The organism is Pedobacter sp. KBS0701, assembly GCF_005938645.2.
In the GTDB taxonomy this organism is placed as follows: Bacteria; Bacteroidota; Bacteroidia; order Sphingobacteriales; family Sphingobacteriaceae; genus Pedobacter.
Map to the genome: position 1 here is coordinate 5,057,294 of NZ_CP042171.1, position 21,795 is coordinate 5,079,088.

Annotated in this window: 16 protein-coding genes; 6 read left to right on the top strand and 10 right to left on the bottom strand. The window is 38.7% G+C overall.

Going from position 1 to position 21,795, the window contains the following annotated elements; translation table 11 throughout:
- The 6 genes from FFJ24_RS20415 to FFJ24_RS20440 form a co-directional block, all read right to left on the bottom strand.
- Nucleotides 1-1,236 (bottom strand): ABC transporter permease, encoded by a 1,236-nt coding sequence (locus tag FFJ24_RS20415; protein ID WP_138818998.1) that lies wholly within the window; start codon nucleotides 1,234-1,236, stop codon nucleotides 1-3.
- 94 nt (nucleotides 1,237-1,330) lie between these two features.
- On the bottom strand, nucleotides 1,331-1,969 hold the full coding sequence (locus tag FFJ24_RS20420; protein WP_138818999.1) for an MBL fold metallo-hydrolase: 639 nt from the start codon (nucleotides 1,967-1,969) through the stop codon (nucleotides 1,331-1,333).
- Between the two features lie 49 nt (nucleotides 1,970-2,018).
- Complete coding sequence (locus tag FFJ24_RS20425) at nucleotides 2,019-2,606, bottom strand: gliding motility lipoprotein GldD (RefSeq protein WP_138819000.1); 588 nt, start codon at nucleotides 2,604-2,606, stop codon at nucleotides 2,019-2,021.
- Nucleotides 2,607-2,680: 74 nt separating this feature from the next.
- Nucleotides 2,681-3,424, bottom strand: a complete 744-nt coding sequence (locus FFJ24_RS20430; protein WP_138819001.1) for a shikimate dehydrogenase — start codon at nucleotides 3,422-3,424, stop codon at nucleotides 2,681-2,683.
- Between the two features lie 84 nt (nucleotides 3,425-3,508).
- Nucleotides 3,509-4,276 carry a phosphosulfolactate synthase gene (locus FFJ24_RS20435; RefSeq protein ID WP_029276919.1) on the bottom strand — a complete coding sequence of 256 codons (768 nt, stop codon included), beginning with the start codon at nucleotides 4,274-4,276 and terminating at the stop codon, nucleotides 3,509-3,511.
- 60 nt (nucleotides 4,277-4,336) lie between these two features.
- Nucleotides 4,337-5,740 (bottom strand): tetratricopeptide repeat protein, encoded by a 1,404-nt coding sequence (locus FFJ24_RS20440; RefSeq protein WP_138819002.1) that lies wholly within the window; start codon nucleotides 5,738-5,740, stop codon nucleotides 4,337-4,339.
- Nucleotides 5,741-5,990: 250 nt separating this feature from the next.
- On the opposite strand from FFJ24_RS20440, the gene FFJ24_RS20445 reads away from it, so the two are divergent.
- Nucleotides 5,991-6,446, top strand: coding sequence for a nuclear transport factor 2 family protein (locus FFJ24_RS20445; protein ID WP_138819003.1), 456 nt, complete (start codon nucleotides 5,991-5,993; stop codon nucleotides 6,444-6,446).
- Between the two features lie 750 nt (nucleotides 6,447-7,196).
- On the opposite strand, the gene FFJ24_RS20450 is transcribed toward FFJ24_RS20445, so the two are convergent.
- Nucleotides 7,197-9,707 carry a M1 family metallopeptidase gene (locus FFJ24_RS20450; protein WP_138819004.1) on the bottom strand — a complete coding sequence of 837 codons (2,511 nt, stop codon included), beginning with the start codon at nucleotides 9,705-9,707 and terminating at the stop codon, nucleotides 7,197-7,199.
- Between the two features lie 123 nt (nucleotides 9,708-9,830).
- Between FFJ24_RS20450 and FFJ24_RS20455 the strand changes: the two genes are divergently transcribed.
- A complete protein-coding gene (locus FFJ24_RS20455; RefSeq protein WP_138819005.1) occupies nucleotides 9,831-11,372 on the top strand; it encodes an aldehyde dehydrogenase family protein in 1,542 nt (513 codons plus the stop codon).
- A 134-nt stretch (nucleotides 11,373-11,506) separates the two neighbouring features.
- On the opposite strand, the gene FFJ24_RS20460 is transcribed toward FFJ24_RS20455, so the two are convergent.
- Nucleotides 11,507-12,145: a GIN domain-containing protein gene (locus tag FFJ24_RS20460; protein WP_138819006.1), complete on the bottom strand. Its 639-nt coding sequence runs from the start codon at nucleotides 12,143-12,145 to the stop codon at nucleotides 11,507-11,509.
- Between the two features lie 538 nt (nucleotides 12,146-12,683).
- Here FFJ24_RS20460 and FFJ24_RS20465 point away from each other — a divergent pair.
- Both FFJ24_RS20465 and FFJ24_RS20470 read left to right on the top strand, forming a co-directional pair.
- Entirely contained in the window at nucleotides 12,684-13,253 is a 570-nt protein-coding gene (locus FFJ24_RS20465) for a Crp/Fnr family transcriptional regulator (RefSeq protein WP_138819007.1), read from the top strand.
- Between the two features lie 344 nt (nucleotides 13,254-13,597).
- Nucleotides 13,598-14,032, top strand: a complete 435-nt coding sequence (locus FFJ24_RS20470; protein WP_138819008.1) for a carboxymuconolactone decarboxylase family protein — start codon at nucleotides 13,598-13,600, stop codon at nucleotides 14,030-14,032.
- A gap of 111 nt (nucleotides 14,033-14,143) precedes the next feature.
- Here the strand turns inward: FFJ24_RS20470 and FFJ24_RS20475 are convergent, their stop codons facing one another.
- Both FFJ24_RS20475 and FFJ24_RS20480 read right to left on the bottom strand, forming a co-directional pair.
- Nucleotides 14,144-15,328: a class I SAM-dependent rRNA methyltransferase gene (locus tag FFJ24_RS20475; RefSeq protein WP_138819009.1), complete on the bottom strand. Its 1,185-nt coding sequence runs from the start codon at nucleotides 15,326-15,328 to the stop codon at nucleotides 14,144-14,146.
- Nucleotides 15,329-15,515: 187 nt separating this feature from the next.
- The gene (locus tag FFJ24_RS20480; protein ID WP_138819010.1) at nucleotides 15,516-16,526 is read right to left on the bottom strand and encodes a LacI family DNA-binding transcriptional regulator; all 1,011 of its coding nucleotides are present in this window, start codon (nucleotides 16,524-16,526) and stop codon (nucleotides 15,516-15,518) included.
- Nucleotides 16,527-16,790: 264 nt separating this feature from the next.
- On the opposite strand from FFJ24_RS20480, the gene FFJ24_RS20485 reads away from it, so the two are divergent.
- Together FFJ24_RS20485 and FFJ24_RS20490 are read left to right on the top strand one after the other, a co-directional pair.
- The gene (locus FFJ24_RS20485; protein WP_138819011.1) at nucleotides 16,791-19,973 is read left to right on the top strand and encodes a TonB-dependent receptor; all 3,183 of its coding nucleotides are present in this window, start codon (nucleotides 16,791-16,793) and stop codon (nucleotides 19,971-19,973) included.
- Nucleotides 19,974-19,995: 22 nt separating this feature from the next.
- Nucleotides 19,996-21,792: a RagB/SusD family nutrient uptake outer membrane protein gene (locus FFJ24_RS20490; protein ID WP_138819012.1), complete on the top strand. Its 1,797-nt coding sequence runs from the start codon at nucleotides 19,996-19,998 to the stop codon at nucleotides 21,790-21,792.
- Nucleotides 21,793-21,795: the final 3 nt, after the last annotated feature.

A 21,795-nucleotide genomic window follows, 5' to 3' on the forward strand; every position in this document is an offset into this window, starting at 1 on the left:
TTATATAGTTTGATTAATTTGATCTATCTTTTTAACACTTAAATTGGATGACAAAGCAGATGCCAAAAATGAAAAGATGCCTACCGTAACAAAAACTAAAACAAAATCTTTCCATTTTAGTGCAATCGGATAAGAACTTACCAGTGTTTTGTTTACTTCATCGCCCATTTTGATGAAACCGTAGGTGTGTTGAAAATAATAAAATATGAGGCCAATAATCAGGCCAAGCACACAGCCAGACATGGTGATCATCATGCCCTCAAATAAAAATATACGTTTGATTAATTTCTTGCCCGCGCCTAAACTGCTCAGAATGGCAACATCCTTCACCTTATCAATTACTAACATGGTTAACGACCCTATGATATTAAATATAGCAATAATCAGGATAAAAGTAAGAATAATATATACTGCCCATTTTTCGGTATTTAAAATATGGTAGAGTGATTTATTTTGTTCGGCCTGATTTCTGACTTCGTAATCTTTACCAACCTTTTCGATTATTTCCCTTTTAAAATCATCTACGTCGACATCGGGCTGGAGATTGATCTCTATTGCAGACACTTTTTTATCTTCGCCTAAAAGTTCACGGGCAAAATCGAGTGGAACTATGATACCATTATCGAAATCTTGTTGTACTTCAAAAACGCCGCTTACCCGGATGTTCTTCACCACAAAATCGTCGGCAGGATTTAAGGTATTGGCCGCGATATCCTTCTTTGGTGAATAAATTTCCAGCTCTGTAAAGGGATCAACTGTATTGACGGCCAAATAACTTTGTAAAGCAGATCCAATTACTGCGTTATCGCCACTCTTATTGTGCAATATAAAATGGCCTTCCTTAATAGTACTATCTAATTTGCTGTTCTTCAAATAGTCTGAACTTACCCCTTTAACCATTCCAACAGCCTGCTTGTTGTTGTATTTTAGTAAAGCATTTTCTTGCAGCACCTCGGTAAAAGCAGCAATATCTTTATTTTTTCTGAGCTGATTAAAATAGCTTGTATCCGGATTAAATGTTTTGCCCTTAGCCGGTGTAATGGCAATTTGTGGGGTAATGGTATCAAACATATTTAATACCACTGTTTCTAAACCGTTAAATACCGATAGAATAATAATTAAAGCAGCGCTGCCAACCATTACACCTACCATAGATATGCCTGATATCAGGTTAATGGCATTGGTTGATTTCTTGGCAAAAAGATACCTTCTGGCAATATAAAACGATGTATTCACGGTGGCAAAGATAGGTAAAAGGTTGAGGGTTTAAAGGTAGAAGGTATAGGGTTCTAAGCCTCTACGCTTAAAAAACTTAAAACAATAATTAATATTAAAAAAACGGATTATGTTGTTTTTCAAAACCAATACTTGTGGCTGGTCCATGGCCAGGATAAACTTTGGTTTCATCAGGTAAGACAAAAAGTTTATCAGAAATGTTTTGAATTAATTGCTGATGGTTGCCACCTGGCAAATCTGTACGACCGATACTGCCGTAAAAAAGCACATCTCCACCAATTAATATATGATCGGCTGCACTGTAAAAACACAGGTGTGCAGGCGAATGTCCGGGGGCAAAAATTAAGGTCAATTTGCTATTGCCAAAAGAAATAGTTCCTGTTTCGGGCAAAAAGGTATCTGGCAAAGGAGATACATCATAACGGGTAAAGCCCATTGATGGTGCATAACCGGGAACGGCATTTAAAACCGGTAACTCACCCTGATGAAACTGTGGTTTTAAGCCATAGGTTTCGAATACAAATTTATTGCCGAAAACATGATCAAGATGACAATGTGTATTGAGTAACAAAACAGGTTTTAAGCCTTCGTGTTTGATGAAAGCGGCCAATTCATTTTGCTCAAAACCCTCGTACATACCCGGATCAATAATGGTACATTCTTTGGTCTCATCGTAAAGCACATAGGTGTTTTCGCTGTAAGCGTTAAAGGTGAAGGTCTTTATTGTAATCATAAGATTTCAGAAAAAATCCTGTTTCCAGAAGCAGGATGACAATAATAAGTTAATTTTTCCACCTAAAGGTAGAAATCAAGGTATCGATATCCTTTTTAATAAATTTAATAACAGGCTCAATAGAATCGTATTGCGGACGTTCATTAAAATATAAAGCCCCCCTAAAATAATGTTTAGCGCTATCAGTTAAAAAAAACTGGACAGAGGAAGCCGTATTCCCTTCAATGGCATAGTAAATACCATAAACATGGTGATCAGGATAATTGATAATTTTTTGATCAATCGCGCTAGCTTTTATCGTGTGTTTAAAGGCAAGTTTTCGGGCATCTTCTACCATTTCATCATATTCGCTTTTACCCGAAACATCATAATAAGTTAAATGCAAAAAGCCGTTAAACTGTTTAAAGTGCAGGTTGTACCAGTTTTTTTGAGCATCACGACTTTCGTCTTGCTCCATTACGGCATAAGTAGGATATTTGAACGAAAAGGGGACTGGTTTGGTAAATGTGATGTAGTCTTTTTTAGGAAATACAATCCTGAAATAAGCTTTTGGCTTCGGACTATAATCATGGTTCTGACAAGCTGTTACGAACAAAAGCAGCACAAATGGAACACAGATCAGTTGTTTTAGTTTCATAGCATTTTATCGAAGATTGTTTCCCCGAAAAGTCGGGCAGGCTGTCGTTCCTGCTGCAAAAACGGCAAGTTAAATTATTTATTCCAGATTGCCCAGGCTTTTTCTGCTTGTTTGTACAGCATTTCCAAACCGTTTTTAATTGCCGCACCACGTTCGGCAGCTTTAGCCAAAAATACGGTCTCCAGCGGATTGTACACTAAATCGTAAGCTAAATACCCGGGGCCAACTAAACTGTAATCAATTTCAGGAAAGGTATCTACATTTGGCGACATCCCTAAGGGCGTAGTATTGATCAATAAATGGTGTGAGGCCAAAATCTCTGGTGTAATCTCCGAATACAGAATAGCACCAGGCGCAGCTGTTCGCACCACCACCTGATATTGAATATTTAACTTTTCTAAAACATATTTTACTGCCTTAGCCGCACCCCCATCGCCAAAAACAAGTGCTTTTGTGTGTTGCGGTTTTAACAATGGCTTTAGCGATTCTACAAAGCCATACGCATCGGTATTATAACCTTTTAAATAGGTTGCGCCTTCAAAGGTTTTGATTGAAATACAATTTACGGCACCAATTTTTTCTGCAGCTTCATCTACTTCATTTAAATAGCAAAGCACACTAACTTTATGTGGAATAGTTACATTAAGGCCACATAGTGATGGGTTTTCACTCAGCAGATCTGGCAGCGATTTAATATCGGCAATAGGAAAAAGCTCATATTGATGATCGGTTATGCCCTCATTTTGAAATTTTTCTGTGAAATATTTTTTTGAGAAAGAGTGAGAAAGTGGGTACCCGATTAAGCCGTATGTTTTCATATTGATATAACAAGCAAACCTTACAGGCTTTTGAAAACTGTAAGGTTTATTTAACGATGTGCCTCGTAATGACGAATTTTGTCTTTATTTTACCTGGTTCAGGAAATAGTCGAAAGTATCTCCGCGTAGTCCTAAACGAATGGTTTCTAAAGGAATTACCTCTGCCGGGGCAATATTACCAAGATTTACATTGCTACCGATTAATTTAATAAACCAAACCTGCTGTTCTTTTTGAGGGGCTTCCCAAATAATGGTTTCTTCAGGAATCTGCGTTAAAATTTCATCAACCAATCCTTCCCTCACTTCGCCACTACCACGGTAAATACCAACATTACCGCCTTCGCGCGCTTCGGCAATTACTTTCCACGAACCTGCCTCAATTTCAGCCTGCATTAATTTAATCCACTTATATGGCGCAAATATTTTAGCGGCATCTTTACTGCCAACTTCAGAAATCACAGTGACCTGTTTAGACAATTCGCGGATAAACTCACATTTTTTATCGTGCTCAATTTCGATAGAACCATCAGAAACCTCTGCGTATTCCATTCCATACTGGTCTAAAACACGTTGATAATCTGAAAACTGGTTACGGATAATAAAGGCTTCAAATAAGGTTCCTCCGAAATAGGTTGGAATGCCCGCACTTTTATATAAAGCTAATTTTTCTTTAAGGTTTGGAGTTACGTGTGAGGTAGCCCAGCCTAATTTTACGATATCTGTATGTACACCGGCAACTTCAATAAAATCTTCTACCTGGCGCAGGCTCAATCCCTTATCCATAACCATTGTTAAGCCTTTTTGGCGTGGTTTAGCTGGACGTTCGGGAACGTTTAATAATGGATAATTCATATAGCTACAAAAGTGAAAAAAATTTTGAGATTTATTTGTTAAATTTTTCTCACAAGGTCGTTACCTTATATACCGGTTTATAACGTTCAAAATGGCACTATTATCCTGCAATTGCGGTAAATATTCAAACAAAATATAGTGTTTGTCGGGGTCAGTTGTTAAAGCCGTTTCCAGGTATCCCAATGCATCGCTATAATTAGCCATGGCAAAAAGATAGGCCACCATTCGGTAATAAAGTTCAGCAGCTTCAGGATTGTTCTTAATTGCTTCTGCCATTGTTTCTGATGCTTCAAGCAATTTTCCCTGCTCATAAAGCACGGTACTAAAATCTAACCAGGCTTCAATATCCAAGGGATTAAACTCCAATACTTTTTCGTAAGCTTCGATCGATTCATCAATCTGGCCTAATTTATAATAAGCATCGGCCATGGCAAACCAAAAATCAGGATTCTCGGCCTCTAAATCTATTGCTTTTTTATAAAAATGCAGCGATTCGAAATAACGTTCTTCAAAATTCAGTGTAACACCGATCCCAAACCAGGCATCTGCCATTTTAGGATCCATTTTTACTGATTTTTTATAATAGGAACGGGCTTCGTCCATTTTTTCCAGCTTTTCGTAACATTCACCAATGGCACAATAAGTATCGGCATTAGGCTGTTCGTATTCGAAAGTCTGTTTATAAACATCTATTGCCTCATCGTATTTATCCAGTTGTACAAGTGCATTTCCTTTGTTAAAATAAGCCGAACTGAAGTCTTCTTTGATCAGTATTGCGTAATCATAAGCGTCAATAGCTTTTTCGAAAAGGTTCAATTTGTGGAAACTATTCCCCAAATTGTACCATGCTGCATAAGAATATGGATCAGTATCGATATACTGCTGATAAAACTTAATACTTTCTTCTTGCTTATCTAATACATCATAACAGAAAGCTAACTCGTATAGACCATCCTGATTCTCCATATTCTGCTCTAAACTCAGCTTAATATAGGTAATGGCATTTTCATAATCGCTCATGCTCTGGTACACATAAGCCATCTGCAATAAAATCTCATCCGTACTTTCGGCCAGTCCCAAAGCTTTTTCATAATTTTCCAAAGCCTCGTCAAAACGTTCAGTATTTTGAAAAATATTACCGCGAAGTAAATAAATATCCGGTTCAGACGGCTCTAAAAGCTCAGCCTTTTGCAAAGCAATAAAAGCCTTTTCGTTGTTGTTGGTTAAGATATAAAGGTGTGCCTGTTTGATTAAAAAGACTGTTGCATAGGGGTGTTGACTGATTGCAAAATCAACTACCTGCAAAGCTTTGACCGGATCATTTTTCTCAATGTAAAAATCTACAATGTATTCAAAAGCGCCTGCATCGAAAAAATACTGATCCTGATTGCGGAGCATCTCTTCGTAACGTTCTACCGAGCGTTGTGCATCTTCGTTGGATTCAAAAAAGAATTCTTCTTCCATATATTATACTATTAAAGAACCGTGCCAATTAGCAGAAAAACACATTATAAGTTTACCAATTTTAATTATTCGTTTTTAAAATAATTATTAACATCAACAGCTAAAAACAGCGTAAACAGCTGACTATAAAGCTTATTAACTGTGACTAAGATGTGTGGATAATCGATAGATTTTTTGCAACATCGCGGTTCCTTTTCCCTTCTTTTACAAAAATACTATAAATTTATGGTATATACGTAATTAAGAAGTCATGAAAGGATTAGTCATTTTTGCCCTGTTTTTACTATGTTTTATTACAAATGGCTTCGCACAAAGCGATGAAGAAAGTGCGGTTAAAAAAACCATAAATAACCTTTTTAAGGGTATGAAAGATGGAGACAGCACTTTAACCAGAAGTGCCTTTGCACCAGAAGCAATAATGCAAACCATCACTAACAAAGAAGCAAAAGTAAGTATACGTTCGGAATCCGTTAACAACTTTATCAAATTTACCGGCACTCCACACCAGGAAAAATACGATGAGCGTATTGTGTTTACCAAAATATTAATCGACGGTCCTTTGGCTTCTGTTTGGACAGACTATAAATTTTATCTGGGCGAAAAATTTAGCCAGTGTGGGGTTAATTCCTTTCAGCTGGTAAAAGGAGATAAGGGCTGGCAGATTGTTTATATTATTGATACGAGGAGAAAGGATAACTGCAACTAGTGATTTTTATGGGTAAGTTATTATTATTGTTTTTGGAAAGCAAGGCCCGTAGCTTGATTATTGTTAGTCGGGCTTTACATTATAGTCCCGATTTTCAATCGTGAGCTGCCATTCCAATCCCGTTTATAAACAACTGTTCATGCTACTATTTGAGGTTGCACAGGCTAAAATGTACCACTCGCCGTTTATAAACCTGATAGAACGGAAAGCCCGCAGTGAGGAACGAGTGAGGACTTGGAGGGATAGCAGGGCTATCAGCTGCTATAGGCAGAACTGTTCATTTCCAAAATCTCTAAAACAAATTATTAGAGTGCCGTCGCCCTGATCTGTATCATAAATATATAATTGTCATCCTGAGGGTTAATTAATTGTTTAAAATCAATATGAGTCATAGCTTTTTTACTCAGAATTTTAGACTACAAGAGATCGTCATTCCCAACTCGATTGGGAATCGTAATGCAAGCGCTTTAAGATTCCCGCATGCGCGAGAATGACGACCACACTAGTGGATTCTATCAATGGTAGCCTGTCGAAGGACCTGTTTAAATACTCTCTAAAGCGTTTCGACAGGCTCAAAGTGACAAGTTCGAAATGGAATCACAAATATGAATACCGCCTCATGACTATAGTGTTATTTAAAAGGCTAAAAATAATCGTTTTGGAATAGCATTAATCAAACTTCATTATTGCATAGAGAAAGAGCCGGCGATGTTTCCATGCCAGCTCTTTTCTTCAAATGAGATTTTGCTATTATTCTTTCCCTAAATCAGCTGCGCCTTTTTTAAATAATTCGGCCTGCTTGCCCAGCTTTGTTTTAGCCTCTCCGCTTACTGCGGCTGCTTGTTGTGTTTTGGCTTGAGCAGCTGCAGTATAAGCACCAGCCAATTGCTTGTTTAAATAGGGTTGTAACTTTAATCTTTCAATGGCGTTACTAATGTTCGTTATACCTTGCTCAGTAACTGCAGGGTTAGTGTTGGCTCTCAGATACTGAAAATACTGACCAACTACGCCAAAAACTTTATTCCTATCACCGGTAAGCATAATGTTATCGTAAAATGCCTGATAATCATCCTTTGGTTCGTTGATGTACAAGGATGCGATTGAAGGCGCAATATGCGCTCTTGTATCTTCATCTAACGATGCGATGGCTGAAATAGTTTCCTGCGGTGCCAGTTTGGCCAGGCCATCAACACCAGCAGCAATTACCTTGTACGATCTATCTTTTAAACTTTCTAACACTAAAGTTTTATAAGCCTGATCGCCGGTTGCGGCTAGTTTCACAATTGCAGCTGATCTTGCTTCGGTATTTTTATCTGTTTTGGCAATCTGAAGTAAAACCGGCAAAGCTGCTGCTTTAATCTGAGCATCTTCTAAATTAATGCCATCTATACTTAATGCACGTAAATCTGCCGATTTATCATTTAAACCTTCTAACAACACCAGTTGACCGCTGTTGGCCTTGCTCTGCATAATAAATTGTAAGGCTTCAATTCTATTGGCATAACTTGGGGCATTTTTGTATTGGAAATAATAGTTTTCTGCGGTTTTATTGTCATGGGTTTCGCCAACTAAAATCTTATCTACATCAAAATCGATTAAATCTGGTTTTGCACTCACGTCAAAACTAAAATTCTGCTCACGACTATTAATCAGAATTTCTTTCCTGATTTTTTTACCACCTACATAAATATCAATTTTTATAGGCAACGTAAAGGTCTGCACACTCGAATCCTGTGTTTGTTTAACTTTAATTGTTGCCTTGCCGTTTTCATAACCATAATCTATACTTAAAACCGGGTGACCACCATTGTAATACCATTGATTAAAATAAGGACTCCAATCTTTTCCGGTAACATCTTCCATTGCCAAACGTAATTGGTGTGTTTCGCCGTTTTTAAAGGCATTGGTAGTAAGGTAAAGGTTAAGCGATTTGTAGAAAGCAGCATCACCCATCTGGTTTTTTAAGGCATACAAAATAATAGATCCTTTGGCATAGCTGATATTATCAAACATATCTTCCTTATCATTATAATAGAAGCGGGCCAAAACCGGACTTTCACCTTTTTTAGTCGAACCAAGGTAAGATTGCAGTTTTTCGTAACGCGATTTATCTTCAGCATCCTGACCTGCATCATGCCCATGCCAGATTACCTCGCCAAAGGTGGCAAAAGATTCGTTCATGGTTAAGTTAGACCACGATTCGGCCGTTACGTAATCGCCAAACCACTGGTGAAAAAGCTCGTGTGCAATGGTTCCTTCTTCATTTTCATCCAATAACTCTCTATCGGTTTTTTGTACCTGTTCGCCGTGCAACGTAGCGGTCGTATTTTCCATTGCACCCGAAACATAATCTCTGGCCACCACCTGTGCGTATTTGTTCCATGGATAATCCACACCTAACAAATTGCTGTAAAACCGGATCATATCAGGTGTTTTACCAAAAATCTGTTTGGCGTAAGGCGCGTATTTAGGCTCCAGGTAATAACTCACTTCCTTGCCTTTATAAATATCTTTTGTGATTTTGAATTCACCCACAGCCATCATAAACAAATACGGAGAGTGGGGCAAATCCATTTTCCATGTATCAGTTCGGGTTCCATCTGCATTGGCTTTCTGGCTCAACAATTTTCCGTTAGAAAGTGTTGTATATTTCGATTTTACGGTTATTGAAATCTCTTCGGTAGTTTTCTGATCAGGCTTATCGATAGTGGGAAACCATGCGGAAGATGATTCTGTTTCACCCTGTGTCCAGATCTGTGTTGGCTTATTTTTATCGGTGCCATCCGGGTTGATAAAATATAAACCTTTAGCGTCGGTTATGGCCGCACTCCCCTTTACCTTCAGTTCATCAGGTTTAGCAGTATAAGCAATATAGACCGTATACTTCTCAGCATTAGTGTACTTTTTATTTAGGGTGATGTATAGCTTATTGTCTTTATAAACATATTTAAGCGGGGTATTTCCTTTTGCACCAACCAATGCAATGGTTTTAATATCCATTCCCTGCGCATCAAGGGTTAAAGAGTCTGTAGCATAAAAATGAGGCTTTAAAGTAACCCATTCTTTACCATATAGGTATCGCTTTGCATAATCAAAAGATACATCGAGTTTGGTATGTACCAGATCGTTAACTTTGGTTGCAGTTACACGGTAAATATTTAAGTTACTCGATTTTTCTGCAGGCTGTTCCTGTGCAAAAAGTGGATTAGCTGTAAAAGCTGAAACCAACATTATGCCACAGGCAATAATTTTTTTATTCATTTTTTAAGATTTTATAAGTCAGTTAACTTTAAAGCAAGATATTAAAGATTGTGATAAAGTAAAGACCCAAATGTAGCCTCCTTTCTGTTAATTTTTTGTTTTTTTGTGTAAATCGTTAGATATATGACTACAGATATTCAATCCATTTTAAATAAATTGGGCGTTAAAGCGAGCAACGCAGCCTACAGTACAGGCAGCCACTGGGGAGGCGAATCGAATACCGATACACTAGAAAGTTTTTCTCCTGTTGATGGTAAACTGATTGCTTCGGCAAAAGTTGCAGGCAAAGCAGACTATGATGCGGTTGTTGTAAAGGCACAAGCAGCTTTTGCAGATTGGCGTACGGTTCCTGCTCCAAAAAGAGGCGAAATTATTCGCCAATTTGGCGATGCTCTACGTGTGCATAAAGACGCCTTGGGTACTTTGGTTTCTTACGAAATGGGAAAAAGTTTACAGGAAGGATTTGGTGAGGTGCAGGAAATGATTGATATCTGCGATTTTGCAGTAGGTTTATCGAGGCAGCTTTATGGTTTAACCATGCACAGTGAACGCCCGAACCACCGGATGTACGAACAATGGCATCCATTGGGAATTGTTGGAATTATTTCTGCCTTTAATTTTCCGGTAGCGGTTTGGAGCTGGAATGCGGCTTTGGCTTTGGTTTGTGGGAATGTTTGCATCTGGAAACCATCAGAAAAAACACCTTTAACTGCCATTGCCTGTCAGCATATTATTGCAAAGGTTTTTAAAGATAATAATATCGCCGAAGGCGTTTGTAATCTCGTTTTAGGCGACAGGGAAGTTGGCGAACTCATGACAAATGACGGTCGCATCCCTTTAATTTCTGCCACCGGATCGACAAGCATGGGCAAGGCAGTTGGAGCTGCCGTTGGGGCACGGTTAGGAAAAAGCTTGTTAGAGCTTGGCGGTAATAATGCCATTATTATTTCAGAACATGCTGATTTAGACATGAGTTTAATTGGTGCTGTATTTGGTGCGGTTGGTACCGCAGGCCAGCGTTGCACTTCTACAAGAAGATTAATTATACACGAAAGTGTATATGATGCTTTTACTGCGAAACTGGTTAAAGCTTACGGACAATTGCGTATTGGCGATCCTTTAGATCAAAATAACCATGTAGGTCCACTAATTGATACCGATGCAGTTGCAGCCTACTTAGATTCTATAGCTAAATGTAAGGCCGAAGGCGGTACGTTTTTAGTAGAGGGTGGCGTTTTATCTGGCGATGACTACACGAGTGGATGTTACGTAAAGCCCTGCATTGCAGAGGTTCAGAATGATTTCAAGATTGTTCAACACGAAACATTTGCGCCAATTTTATACCTGATTAAGTACAAAACATTAGAGGAGGCCATTGCTTTGCAAAACGCTGTTCCTCAAGGATTATCATCAGCCATTATGACCTTGAATTTAAGAGAGGCAGAGCAGTTCTTATCGGCCAAAGGATCTGACTGTGGTATCGCAAATGTAAATATTGGTACTTCAGGCGCAGAAATTGGCGGTGCTTTTGGTGGCGAGAAAGAAACAGGTGGTGGAAGGGAAAGCGGTTCTGATGCCTGGAGAGCTTATATGCGCCGGCAAACCAATACCATTAATTATTCGAATACACTGCCTTTAGCACAGGGGATAAAATTTGATTTGTAAAAAAAATTCGTCATTGCGAGGAGGAACGACGGAGCAATCTATATTTGTTATAACCAGGAGTGTCCGAAACCTTCGCTGACAAAAAAGGCGCTGAAATTAAATTCAGCGCCTTTGTGGTAAAATATATGATGGAGTTAGAATAGTTTTTCTAATAAAGAAACCTGTATGTCATCATAACGGGATTTGCTGTTTGCCAAAAGCGATTTTCCTGTTAATCTGATACTACTTTCCAGCGCATTAAAACCAGCCATGTTTATTTTGGATGCTACCCCCATTACAGCCTGGTGTAAATCGGTAGTTCCTTCTAATTTTAAGGATGCACCATCTTTAATATTGGTTGATAAATTAACGGTGTTGGCTTTAATATCTGCCGATGCCTCATCATTTAAAACAATGTTTAGGTTTAACAGGTTGAAATTTCCGGCAGTACTTACACTTGCAGTATTTGAAGCTTCTATAGCAGTTAAGTTATTTACACGCACAACTACGGTTAAGGCATTTTTATCAAAAGAGCTAATTCTAAGTTCTGCTCCCTGCTGTTGTACCAGGGCATTTTTGGTATAATATTGATCATAAACCTCAACACTTTCTTTTGCATCCTGAACAAGGATCAGTTTCACGTTTCCCGAAACTAAAATTTTGCTGATGTTTCTAACATTTGTTAATGCAGTGTAGCTGGAATTATTTTCTGTTGCGTTTGCTACAATTGTTGCGCTGCTTAAAGTAACCATTACTAATGCTGCTGCGAATAAATTTTTAATAGAAGTTTTCATGACCTTAATATTTTATGTTTATAAATCTTTATTTTAAATCCCTAATTATTAGGTGGTTTTGTAATTAAGACTGCTTTCTGGCGAAAACGTTTCAGCCAGTTATGAGCTATTATACCATGCACTTGTATTTATAGACGAACGCCGAATTAACCTATACGAAATCCAGCATATTTTTTGAAACATCGACAAACAAAAAAGACCGGATTAATTAAAAACCGGCCATTTGTTAGAAAGTGATTAGCTTAAGGCTTTTTAATGAGCAGATTACTCTTTGTCTCACTCCAAAAATAATCCTTACTATTATCTTCGTAACAAGTGCTTTGTAAAGAGGTAACTATCACGGTGTATTGGTATCCGTTAATATTCTTGGAAACAGTCATCAGCTTTGACGGATAGAGATACACCTGCTTTTAGCCCATTGTCTTTAACTCTCCTTTTTGGCAGGCTTTTACCGCCTGATTATATAAGTCATTTTCACGCTAAGCCTTTAATTCCATTTTTATAATTATAACTATTTTAGCTGATCAATAGTATGGAAATGGGTAGTACACTTTATAAACACATTAATAAATTTATAGATCTGAGCAACGATGAACAGGAAATTCTTGCACCGTTTCTCAAATCTTTTTCCGTTAAAAAGAAAGCTTTTTTATTAGCGGAAGGGCAAACCTGCAGGGCAAATTATTTTGTGGTAAAAGGCTGCTTAAGGCTTTATTTCATTGATATAAAGGGCGCTGAACAGACCACTCAATTTGCCATAGAAAACTGGTGGATTACCGATTTGACGAGCTTTCTTTTTCAGGAGCAATCTGAATTTTATATCCAGGCGGCAGAAACAACTGAAGTGATTGCTATCGAAAATCATCATTATGATGAAATGTTTCATAAACTGCCTAAACTGGAACGGTATTTTAGATTGATCCTTCAAAAAAACCACCAGGCATCGCAAAGAAGGATAAAATTTCTCTATAGCCAGACAGCTGAAGAAAGATATCGCCATTTTAATCGTTTATTTCCCGAATTTGTACAACGTGTGCCACAATACATGCTGGCTTCTTACCTTGGCTTTACTCCAGAATTTTTAAGTAAAATCAGGGCGAAGAAATAATCGTTTGTTAACCGCAAAGGAATTAGCAGAGAAGAAACGCGGGGCACACAGCGTTGGGCTTATTGATTTTCGTCCTTTCGACTGGAGCGAAGCGGAATGGAGAAATCTGTAAGCTCTGTTGTTAAATGAATTATCCATCGATTTCTCCACTGCGGTCAAAATGACGAATCGCATACATTTTATCGAGTAACATTAAATGTCAAAATAACAGGACTTTTAACCCTACTTAGCACACTTTGCGAAAGTCTTTGTGCCTTGCATTAGAAAATTCATTTCTTAAACTACATTAAGTTTTTTCAAGACCGGGATTCGGAACTTTACATCGTAATCAAAAAACAAATAAAATGGAAAGTAGAATTGATATTCCAAAAGTAGAACCTGCAGCTTATCAGGCCATGTATGGTTTAGAAAAATATTTATCAACCAGCAAATTAGATCCAATTCTTTTAGAATTGATCAAAATGCGCGCATCGCAAATTAACGGCTGTGCATTTTGCTTAAACATGCACGCAACTGATGCCCGTAAAATAGGCGAAACCCAGCAACGTTTGTATTTATTAAATGCCTGGAGAGAAACAACCTTGTTTACGGCAAAAGAAGAAGCTGTTTTGGCTTTAACAGAAGAAGTAACCTTAATTAGCCACCATGTTTCTGATGCAACTTATCAAAAAGCAGCAAGTTTTTTTAACGAGCAGGAATTAGCACAGCTAATTATGGCTATAGTTACCATTAATGCCTGGAACAGACTGGCCATTACCGCCAAAGTGATGGTTGGATAATCAGATTCCTCTTTCAGTTTATCACAAAGACACGATAGCACCTGGTTAATGTTTAAAATCACCTGGTAATTTGTGTCTTTGTGGTTTAATGTTGTCCGGTAAAAGAATAAATTATAGCACCCTTAACAACAATCCCTTTAAGTATTCCCCTTCCGGGAAAGAAATCCGAACCGGATGGTCTTCTGGTTGGCAGAATTGTTTAATAATCTGTACTTCCTTGCCTGCATCAAGCGCTGCCCAGGCAATAATTTGTTTAAATGTTTCAATATCAACTGCCCCTGAACAAGAGAAAGTAGCCAAAAGACCACCTTTTTCCAGTAACAGCATACCTAAACGGTTTAAATCTTTATAAGCCCTGGCTGCACGATCTAACGCTGAACGCGAAGGTGCGTATTTAGGTGGATCAAGCACAATCACATCAAACAGTTCGCCCGATTCTTTAAAAGCCCTGAGTTGTTTATTTACATCCGACTGGATAGCTGTAACTTTATCAGCATCGAATTTATTTAAGGCTATGTTTTGCTTTAAGGTTTCTACAGCCAGTCCTGAACTATCAACACTGGTAACACTTGCTGCACCATTAGCCAAACTGTTGAGGCTAAAACCACCGCTATAGCTAAAGCAATCCAAAACTTTTTTATCTTTTGTATAACCGGCTAAAATACTTCTGTTATCCCGCTGATCGCAATAAAAGCCTGATTTCTGTCCTTCAGCAATATTGATATTATAAATAATTCCATTTTCTTTTACCTCTAAAAATTCTGGTGGATTTTCGCCCCAAAGCAATCCGTTTTCAATAGGTAAACCTTCGTGAGTACGTGCGGTGGCATCACTTTTATCGAATATGCCTTTCGGTTTTAATTCTGCCTTTAGTAATTCTACAATCTCTGTTTTAACCTTTTCAATTCCGGAACTTAAAATCTGCAACGACAGGAAATCGGCATATTTGTCGACAATTAAGCCAGGCAGAAAATCGGCTTCACTAAAAACTAAACGACAGGTATTGGTCTGTTCGCTTAAAATAAAATGACGCGAAGCAATGGCTTGTTTTAACCGGTTCTGGTACCAATTGTGATCAATGGTTTGTGTTTCGTCCCATTCTAACAAGCGAACAGCAACACGCGAATTGCTATTGAAATATCCATAGGCGAGAAATTCATGATCGAAAGCAAAAACTTTTACGACATCACCATCTTCAGGTTTTCCCTTAACTTTTTCTAATGCTCCGGAAAATACCCATGGATGTCTTTGTAATGCCGCTTTTTCTTTACCCTTTTTTAATATGATTTCTACCATGCTGCAAAGGTAATAATTAGTTTGGAGAATAGCGTTTGGCGCTTAGCGATAAGCGTTTCATACGATGCGCATAATCAGAACATCTGTTAAATCGGAGTGCTTATTCGAACGTAGCATTAAACGCTAACCACCACACGCTTAGCGCCAGGCACTCAACGCCTTGCGCCATACGCTAACCGATTGGCATTCAGCGCTTCTTCACCAGTTCCGTATCCAAAACCTTGGTTTCGAACTCGGTAACAGGCCTTTTAGCTTCGATCATCGAAATCAATAATTCGGTGGCCACCTGTCCCATTTCGAATGCAGGCTGTTTAACTGAGGTTAAGGATGGCGAAAACAATTCGACAAGATTGGAATTGGTAAAACCTGCAATCGCAATTTTATGTGCCACTTCAGGATTGGTTTTCTTCAGAGCCATAATGCAACCTGTGGTTAAGCGGTCGCTCGAGATAAAAATCCCATCGGGTTTAAGCGGCAAAAGTTCTTTCACCGCTTCTTCCAGTTCCGCGCTGTGCATACCACCATGCTGGCAATATTTTACCAGTTCGGGCTTAAATTCGATATGATATTTAACCAAAGCCGCTTTATAACCTGCTAACCTTTCTTTCGTTATTGAAAGGTTTTCTGAATTCGTCAAATGGGCAATGGTTCTTTTTCCTGATAAAATAAGATGTTCTGTGGCATCAAAAGAGCCCTTAAAGTTATTGGCAATTACTTTATGGGTTTCAAAATCTTCCGGTACGCGATCAAAAAATACAATGGGTAAACCCTTAGCGTATAAATGCCTTAAGTAACCGATATCCTGTGTTTCTGAAGAAAGTGCAATTAATAAACCATCAATGGAACGCGATGCCAGGTGTTCAACGTTTAGTTTTTCCTGTTTGTACGATTCGTGGCTTTGAGAAATAATTACATGATAATCTTTATCATAAGCAATTGATTCAATGCCATTTATCACCTGAGAAAAAAAGTTGTTGGCAATTTCACTAACAATAATTCCGATAGAATAACTACGGCGCTCTTTTAAACTTCTGGCAATCGGATTGGCACGATAATTTACCTTTTCGGCATAGGCTAAAACCAGCTTTTTAGTTTCCTCACTAATTTCGTAACGGTCTCTTAAAGCCCGGGAAACCGTAGATGTAGAGAGTCCTAATGCTTTAGCAATATCTTTTATGGTAGATGTTTCAAATCTCATGTTCGTATTGCGTACAAGTTACAAAAAATATCTCTTAAGGTGGATTTAGTCACCAACATTAATAAACGTTAGGTTGACGTTTTTGGGAACGTTTGCACACTTTTTTAGTTAAATCTGGTTTCAATTGCTTTTTAGTTTGTAAAATTGTTAAGTAAAAGTAACCAAATATAAACAAACTATAACGCTCCGAAATAGAATTATATTCTACATGCAAGCGATTGCATCATCTTAAATAACCAAATCTTATCTACTAAATTAATAATTATGAGCAGAGTCTTACTCTTATTTACATTTCTCTCTTTTATCGGATTATCATTGGCTCAGGCACAAAACAGGCAGCTTACCGGAACGGTGAAAGATAAAAAAGACGGACAGGTCCTGGTTGGTGTAAGTGTTGCACTAGCAGGCACAAAAAATGGAACCAGTACTGATGCTAACGGCACTTTCAAGATCAGCATCCCTGCAAATGGTGCGGTTTTAACTTTTACCTATATTGGTTATAAAACCAAAAATGTTACGGTAACAAACGAAACAAAACTATCAGTTGCTTTGGATGAGGATGCCAACAATCTTGAAGAAGTAACCGTTAATGTTGGATACGGCACCGTACGTAAAAAAGACTTAACCGGCGCTGTTGGTTCTGTAGGCGCTGATGTGATTGCTGCGGCTCCGGTATCTTCTGCACTAGAGGCCATTCAGGGACGGGTAGCCGGGATTAATATTTCATCGTCAGAAGGTTCGCCGGATGCACAGATTAACGTAAGGGTTAGGGGAGGCGGTTCCATCACCGGCGATAACTCGCCACTTTATATTGTTGATGGGTTCCCGGTAACTTCAATAGCTGATATTGCTCCGCAGGATATCGAATCAATCGATGTACTAAAAGACGCCTCATCAACGGCCATTTATGGAGCGAGGGGTGCTAACGGGGTAATACTTGTTACAACCAAAAACAGTAAAGATGGAAAAACGAATATCGCTTATAATGTTTTTGGTGGCACCAGAAAACTAGCGAAGAAACTGGGTGTGTTATCGGCATCTGATTATGTGCACTGGCAATACGAGAGATCACTTCTAGATGGTACACCAACTGATTACACTCAATATTTTGGGAATTATCAAGATATAGACCTGTTCGATAATATCGCGGAAAATGACTGGCAAGATCTGGTTTTTGGTCGTACAGGAACAACCTTTAATCAAAATCTAAGCATTACCGGCGGAAGCGATAAAACAAAATACAGCTTAAGTCACAGTTTTGTAACTGATAAGGCCATTATGCAAATGTCTGATTTTAAAAGACAGAACATTAATTTCAAATTAAACCACAAATTATACGACGCCTTAACTTTAGATTTTGGGTTCCGCTATTCCGATACCAAAACCAATGGCGGCGGGGCTAACGAGCAAAATGAAAAATCATCAGCCGATTCGCGTTTGAAATATGCGATTCTATATCCATCATTCCCTGTACCGGGCTTAACAGCATCAACAGATACCAATGATGAATTTAACCTCTATAATCCACTGGTGGCCATTTCGGATAATGATCAGTATGTTCACCGAAAAACCTACAATATAAATGGCGCAGCAACTTACGAAATCATTGATAATCTAAGATTGCGTTCAGAGGTTGGTTATGATGGCCTCCGCAGTGATCAGGATCGCTTTTACGGCCTTACTACTTATTACGTAAAAAACCTGGCCGATGCGCCTAATTTCCCAGTACTTACTTCTACCAATGCCAATAGGAACAGCTTTAGAAACACCAATACACTTAATTACAGCTTTAATAAAATCCTTGGCAAAAACCACAATCTTAATGTTTTATTGGGTCAGGAATTTATCAAAACAGAACAGAATATTTTAACCAATGAAGTTCGTGGTTTCCCGAAAACCTTCACTTTCGACCAAACACGGGTATTGACTACACAAGGTAAAGCTGCTATTATAGATAATAACTTTTCTCCGGATGATAAATTATTCTCGTTTTTTGGCAGGGCCAATTACGATTATCAAGGCAAATATTTGTTAAGCGCAACCTTCAGGGCCGATGGTTCTTCTAAATTTTCGCCGGAAAATCATTGGGGTTATTTTCCCTCAGTTTCTGGTGCGTGGAGAATTTCACAGGAAAAATTTATGCAGGGAACAAAATCATGGTTATCCGATTTGAAATTAAGAGCCAGTTATGGTGCGGCAGGTAATAACAACATCCCTCCCGGGCAAATCACCCAGTCTTTCCAGAATTCTAATACCAACTTTACAAATGGTTTCAGTAATTACTGGGCAGCTTCCAAAACAATGGCTAATCCCGATTTGAAATGGGAAACAAACGTAACCAGAAACATTGGGTTGGATTTTGCTTTATTCGATTCGAAAGTAACCGGTACCATTGATGCCTACTTGAATAAAACTAAAAATTTACTGATTTTATTCCCACTGGGAGGTACCGGATACGATAACCAATACCGCAATTTGGGCCAGACCCAAAATAAGGGTTTAGAATTTTCGGTAAACTGGAGTGCAATCAAAGAGAAAAACTTCGATTTAACCGTAAACGCCAATATCAGTTTCAACAGAAACAAAGTGCTTTCGTTAGGTTCGGTTAAAAATATAAATGGTACTTCAGGCTGGGCATCAACAGAAATTGGTGTAGATTACTTGGTAGAAGAAGGTGCCTCAATTGGTCGTATTTATGGCTACAAAAGTGCCGGCAGATACGAAGTATCTGATTTTACTGGCTACAACGCCACAAGCGGCAAATGGATATTAAAGCCAGGAGTAGTTGACGCTACTTCATTTGTAGGCACAGTACGCCCGGGCACAATGAAAATTCAAGATCTTTCAGGAGACGGAAAGATCGATTTATCCGACCGGTCTATTATCGGCAATACCAACCCATTAAACACTGGTGGTTTCTCACTTAATTCGAGAATTTACAATTTTGATCTTGGTGCATATTTTAACTGGAGCTATGGAAACGATGTGTACAATGCCAATAAAATTGAATATACCTCAACCAGTAAATACGCTTCAAGAAATCTGATTTCAGTTATGGAAAGCGGACAACGCTGGACAAATTTAAGGGCAGACGGAACAATTAGTAACGACCCAGCTGAATTAACAGCCATGAATGCAAACACCACTTTATGGTCGCCATATACCAAAACTTTTGTGCTAAGCGACTGGGCGGTAGAAGATGGTTCGTTTTTAAGGTTATCGACCCTGACCCTTGGATATACCCTTCCTGAAAAAATATCACGCAAATTAAAAATGAAAAAATTAAGGTTTTATGCTTCTGCTTATAACGTGTGGCTATGGACTAATTATACGGGCTTTGACCCAGAGGTTTCGACCAGACGGAATACGCCGCTTACACCAGGAGTTGATTACTCTGCATATCCAAGAAGCAAATCTTACCTATTCGGGCTAAATGTTAATTTTTAGAAGATCTTTTAATTTTACGAAAATGAAAAAAATTATATATACGCTGTTCATCATTACCGGAATAACACTTGTTAGCAGCTGTAAAAAAACATTGGATGCACCGGCTAAATCTACGCTTGATGAGTCTGTTATTTTTTCGACACCAAGTTTGGCGGAAGGTGCCATAGCAGGTGTGCTGCAATCTTTTGGCGAAACCAACTCCTACAGGGGACGTTTTTTAGTGTATTATGGGCTTAACAACGATACAGAAGTATACAATACCTTAAAATCGGTTGATGATGACAAAGCAAAATTATCTAATTACAACTGTGGTGTGAACAATGGCCAAATGAACACCACAGATAATGCATGGGCTAAGTTTTACGAAGGCATTGAAAGGGCTAACCTGGCCATAAGAGGAATAAGAACGTACGGCAATATACAAAGTAACCCCGTAATGGCACAGATCCTTGGCGAAATTTTAACCTTAAGGGCTGTTCTATACAACGATCTTATCAAAGGCTGGGGAGATGTGCCGGCACGTTTTGAACCCATTACCTCTGCAACATCTTATTTGCCAAGAAATGACAGAGATGTAATTTATAAACAATTGTTAGCCGACTTAAATGAGGCTGCAGGTTACCTGCCGTGGCCTGGTGAGAATAACATAACAGCTAAAGTAGAACGCGTAAGCAAAGCTTTTGCAAAAGGCTTAAGGGCACGCTTGGCACTTGCAGCCGGTGGTTATGCACAGCGCCTTGACGGAACAGTAAGGTTAAGTTCTGATCCGGAATTATCGCACGATAAAATGTATGCCATTGCCAAAAAAGAATGCCTGGAAATTATTGCAAGTGGTAAATTAAGATTGCTTGGATTTGAAGAGGTGTTCAGAAAACTGAACGAGGAAACCGGTGCCGCCGGCTTAGAATCCATGTGGGAAATTCCATTTAGCGATGGCAGAGGCCGTGTGATTTTTGATTTAGGGGTAAAACATCTAAAAACAGACCAGTATACCGGCCAGAATAAAGGCGGAACAGATGGACCTAATCCGATTATGCTGTACGAATATGAAAATGAAGATGTACGAAGGGATGTAACCGTAGTTCCATACGAATGGGATGGCGGCGACGGCACAAAAGGCGCAGCTCAGGTACCATCGGCACTTGGCCGTTTATACTTTGGGAAATACCGTTACGAATGGATGAAAAGAAGGGTAACTTCTACCAATGATGATGGATTAAACTGGATGTATATGCGTTATGCAGATGTCGTGTTAATGGCTGCTGAAGCAGTTAACGATATTGATGGCCCGGCAGCAGCTGCACCATATTTAAAAATGATCCGTGACCGCGCTTTCCCAACTGCACCAACAAAAGTTACCGCTTTTATGGCCACAGCAACTGCCTCTAAAAATACATTTTTTGATGCAGTAGTAAATGAAAGAGCTTTAGAATTTACAGGAGAAATGCTAAGGAAAAGTGACCTGATCCGCTGGAATTTACTGGGCACGAAACTGGCTGAAGCCAAAACTAAATTACAGCAGCTAGAAAGCAGACAAGGAAAATATGCGGCTTTGCCTGCTAAAATTTATTACAGAACAGCTGCAAATGGCGAAACGGTAGAGATTTATGGATTGAAATTTGGGGATACCGATGCCCAGGGTGTTGCTTTAGGCTATACTTCAAACAAAGCATGGACCATGGTTACAACAGGCGAAACGGTTTCTTACTGGAATGCCCTTTATACAAAAGAACCAAATCAACAGCAATATTGGCCGATATGGCAGGTATTTTTGGATTTATCTAACGGATTGTTAAACAATAAGCCATTAAACTTATAAACT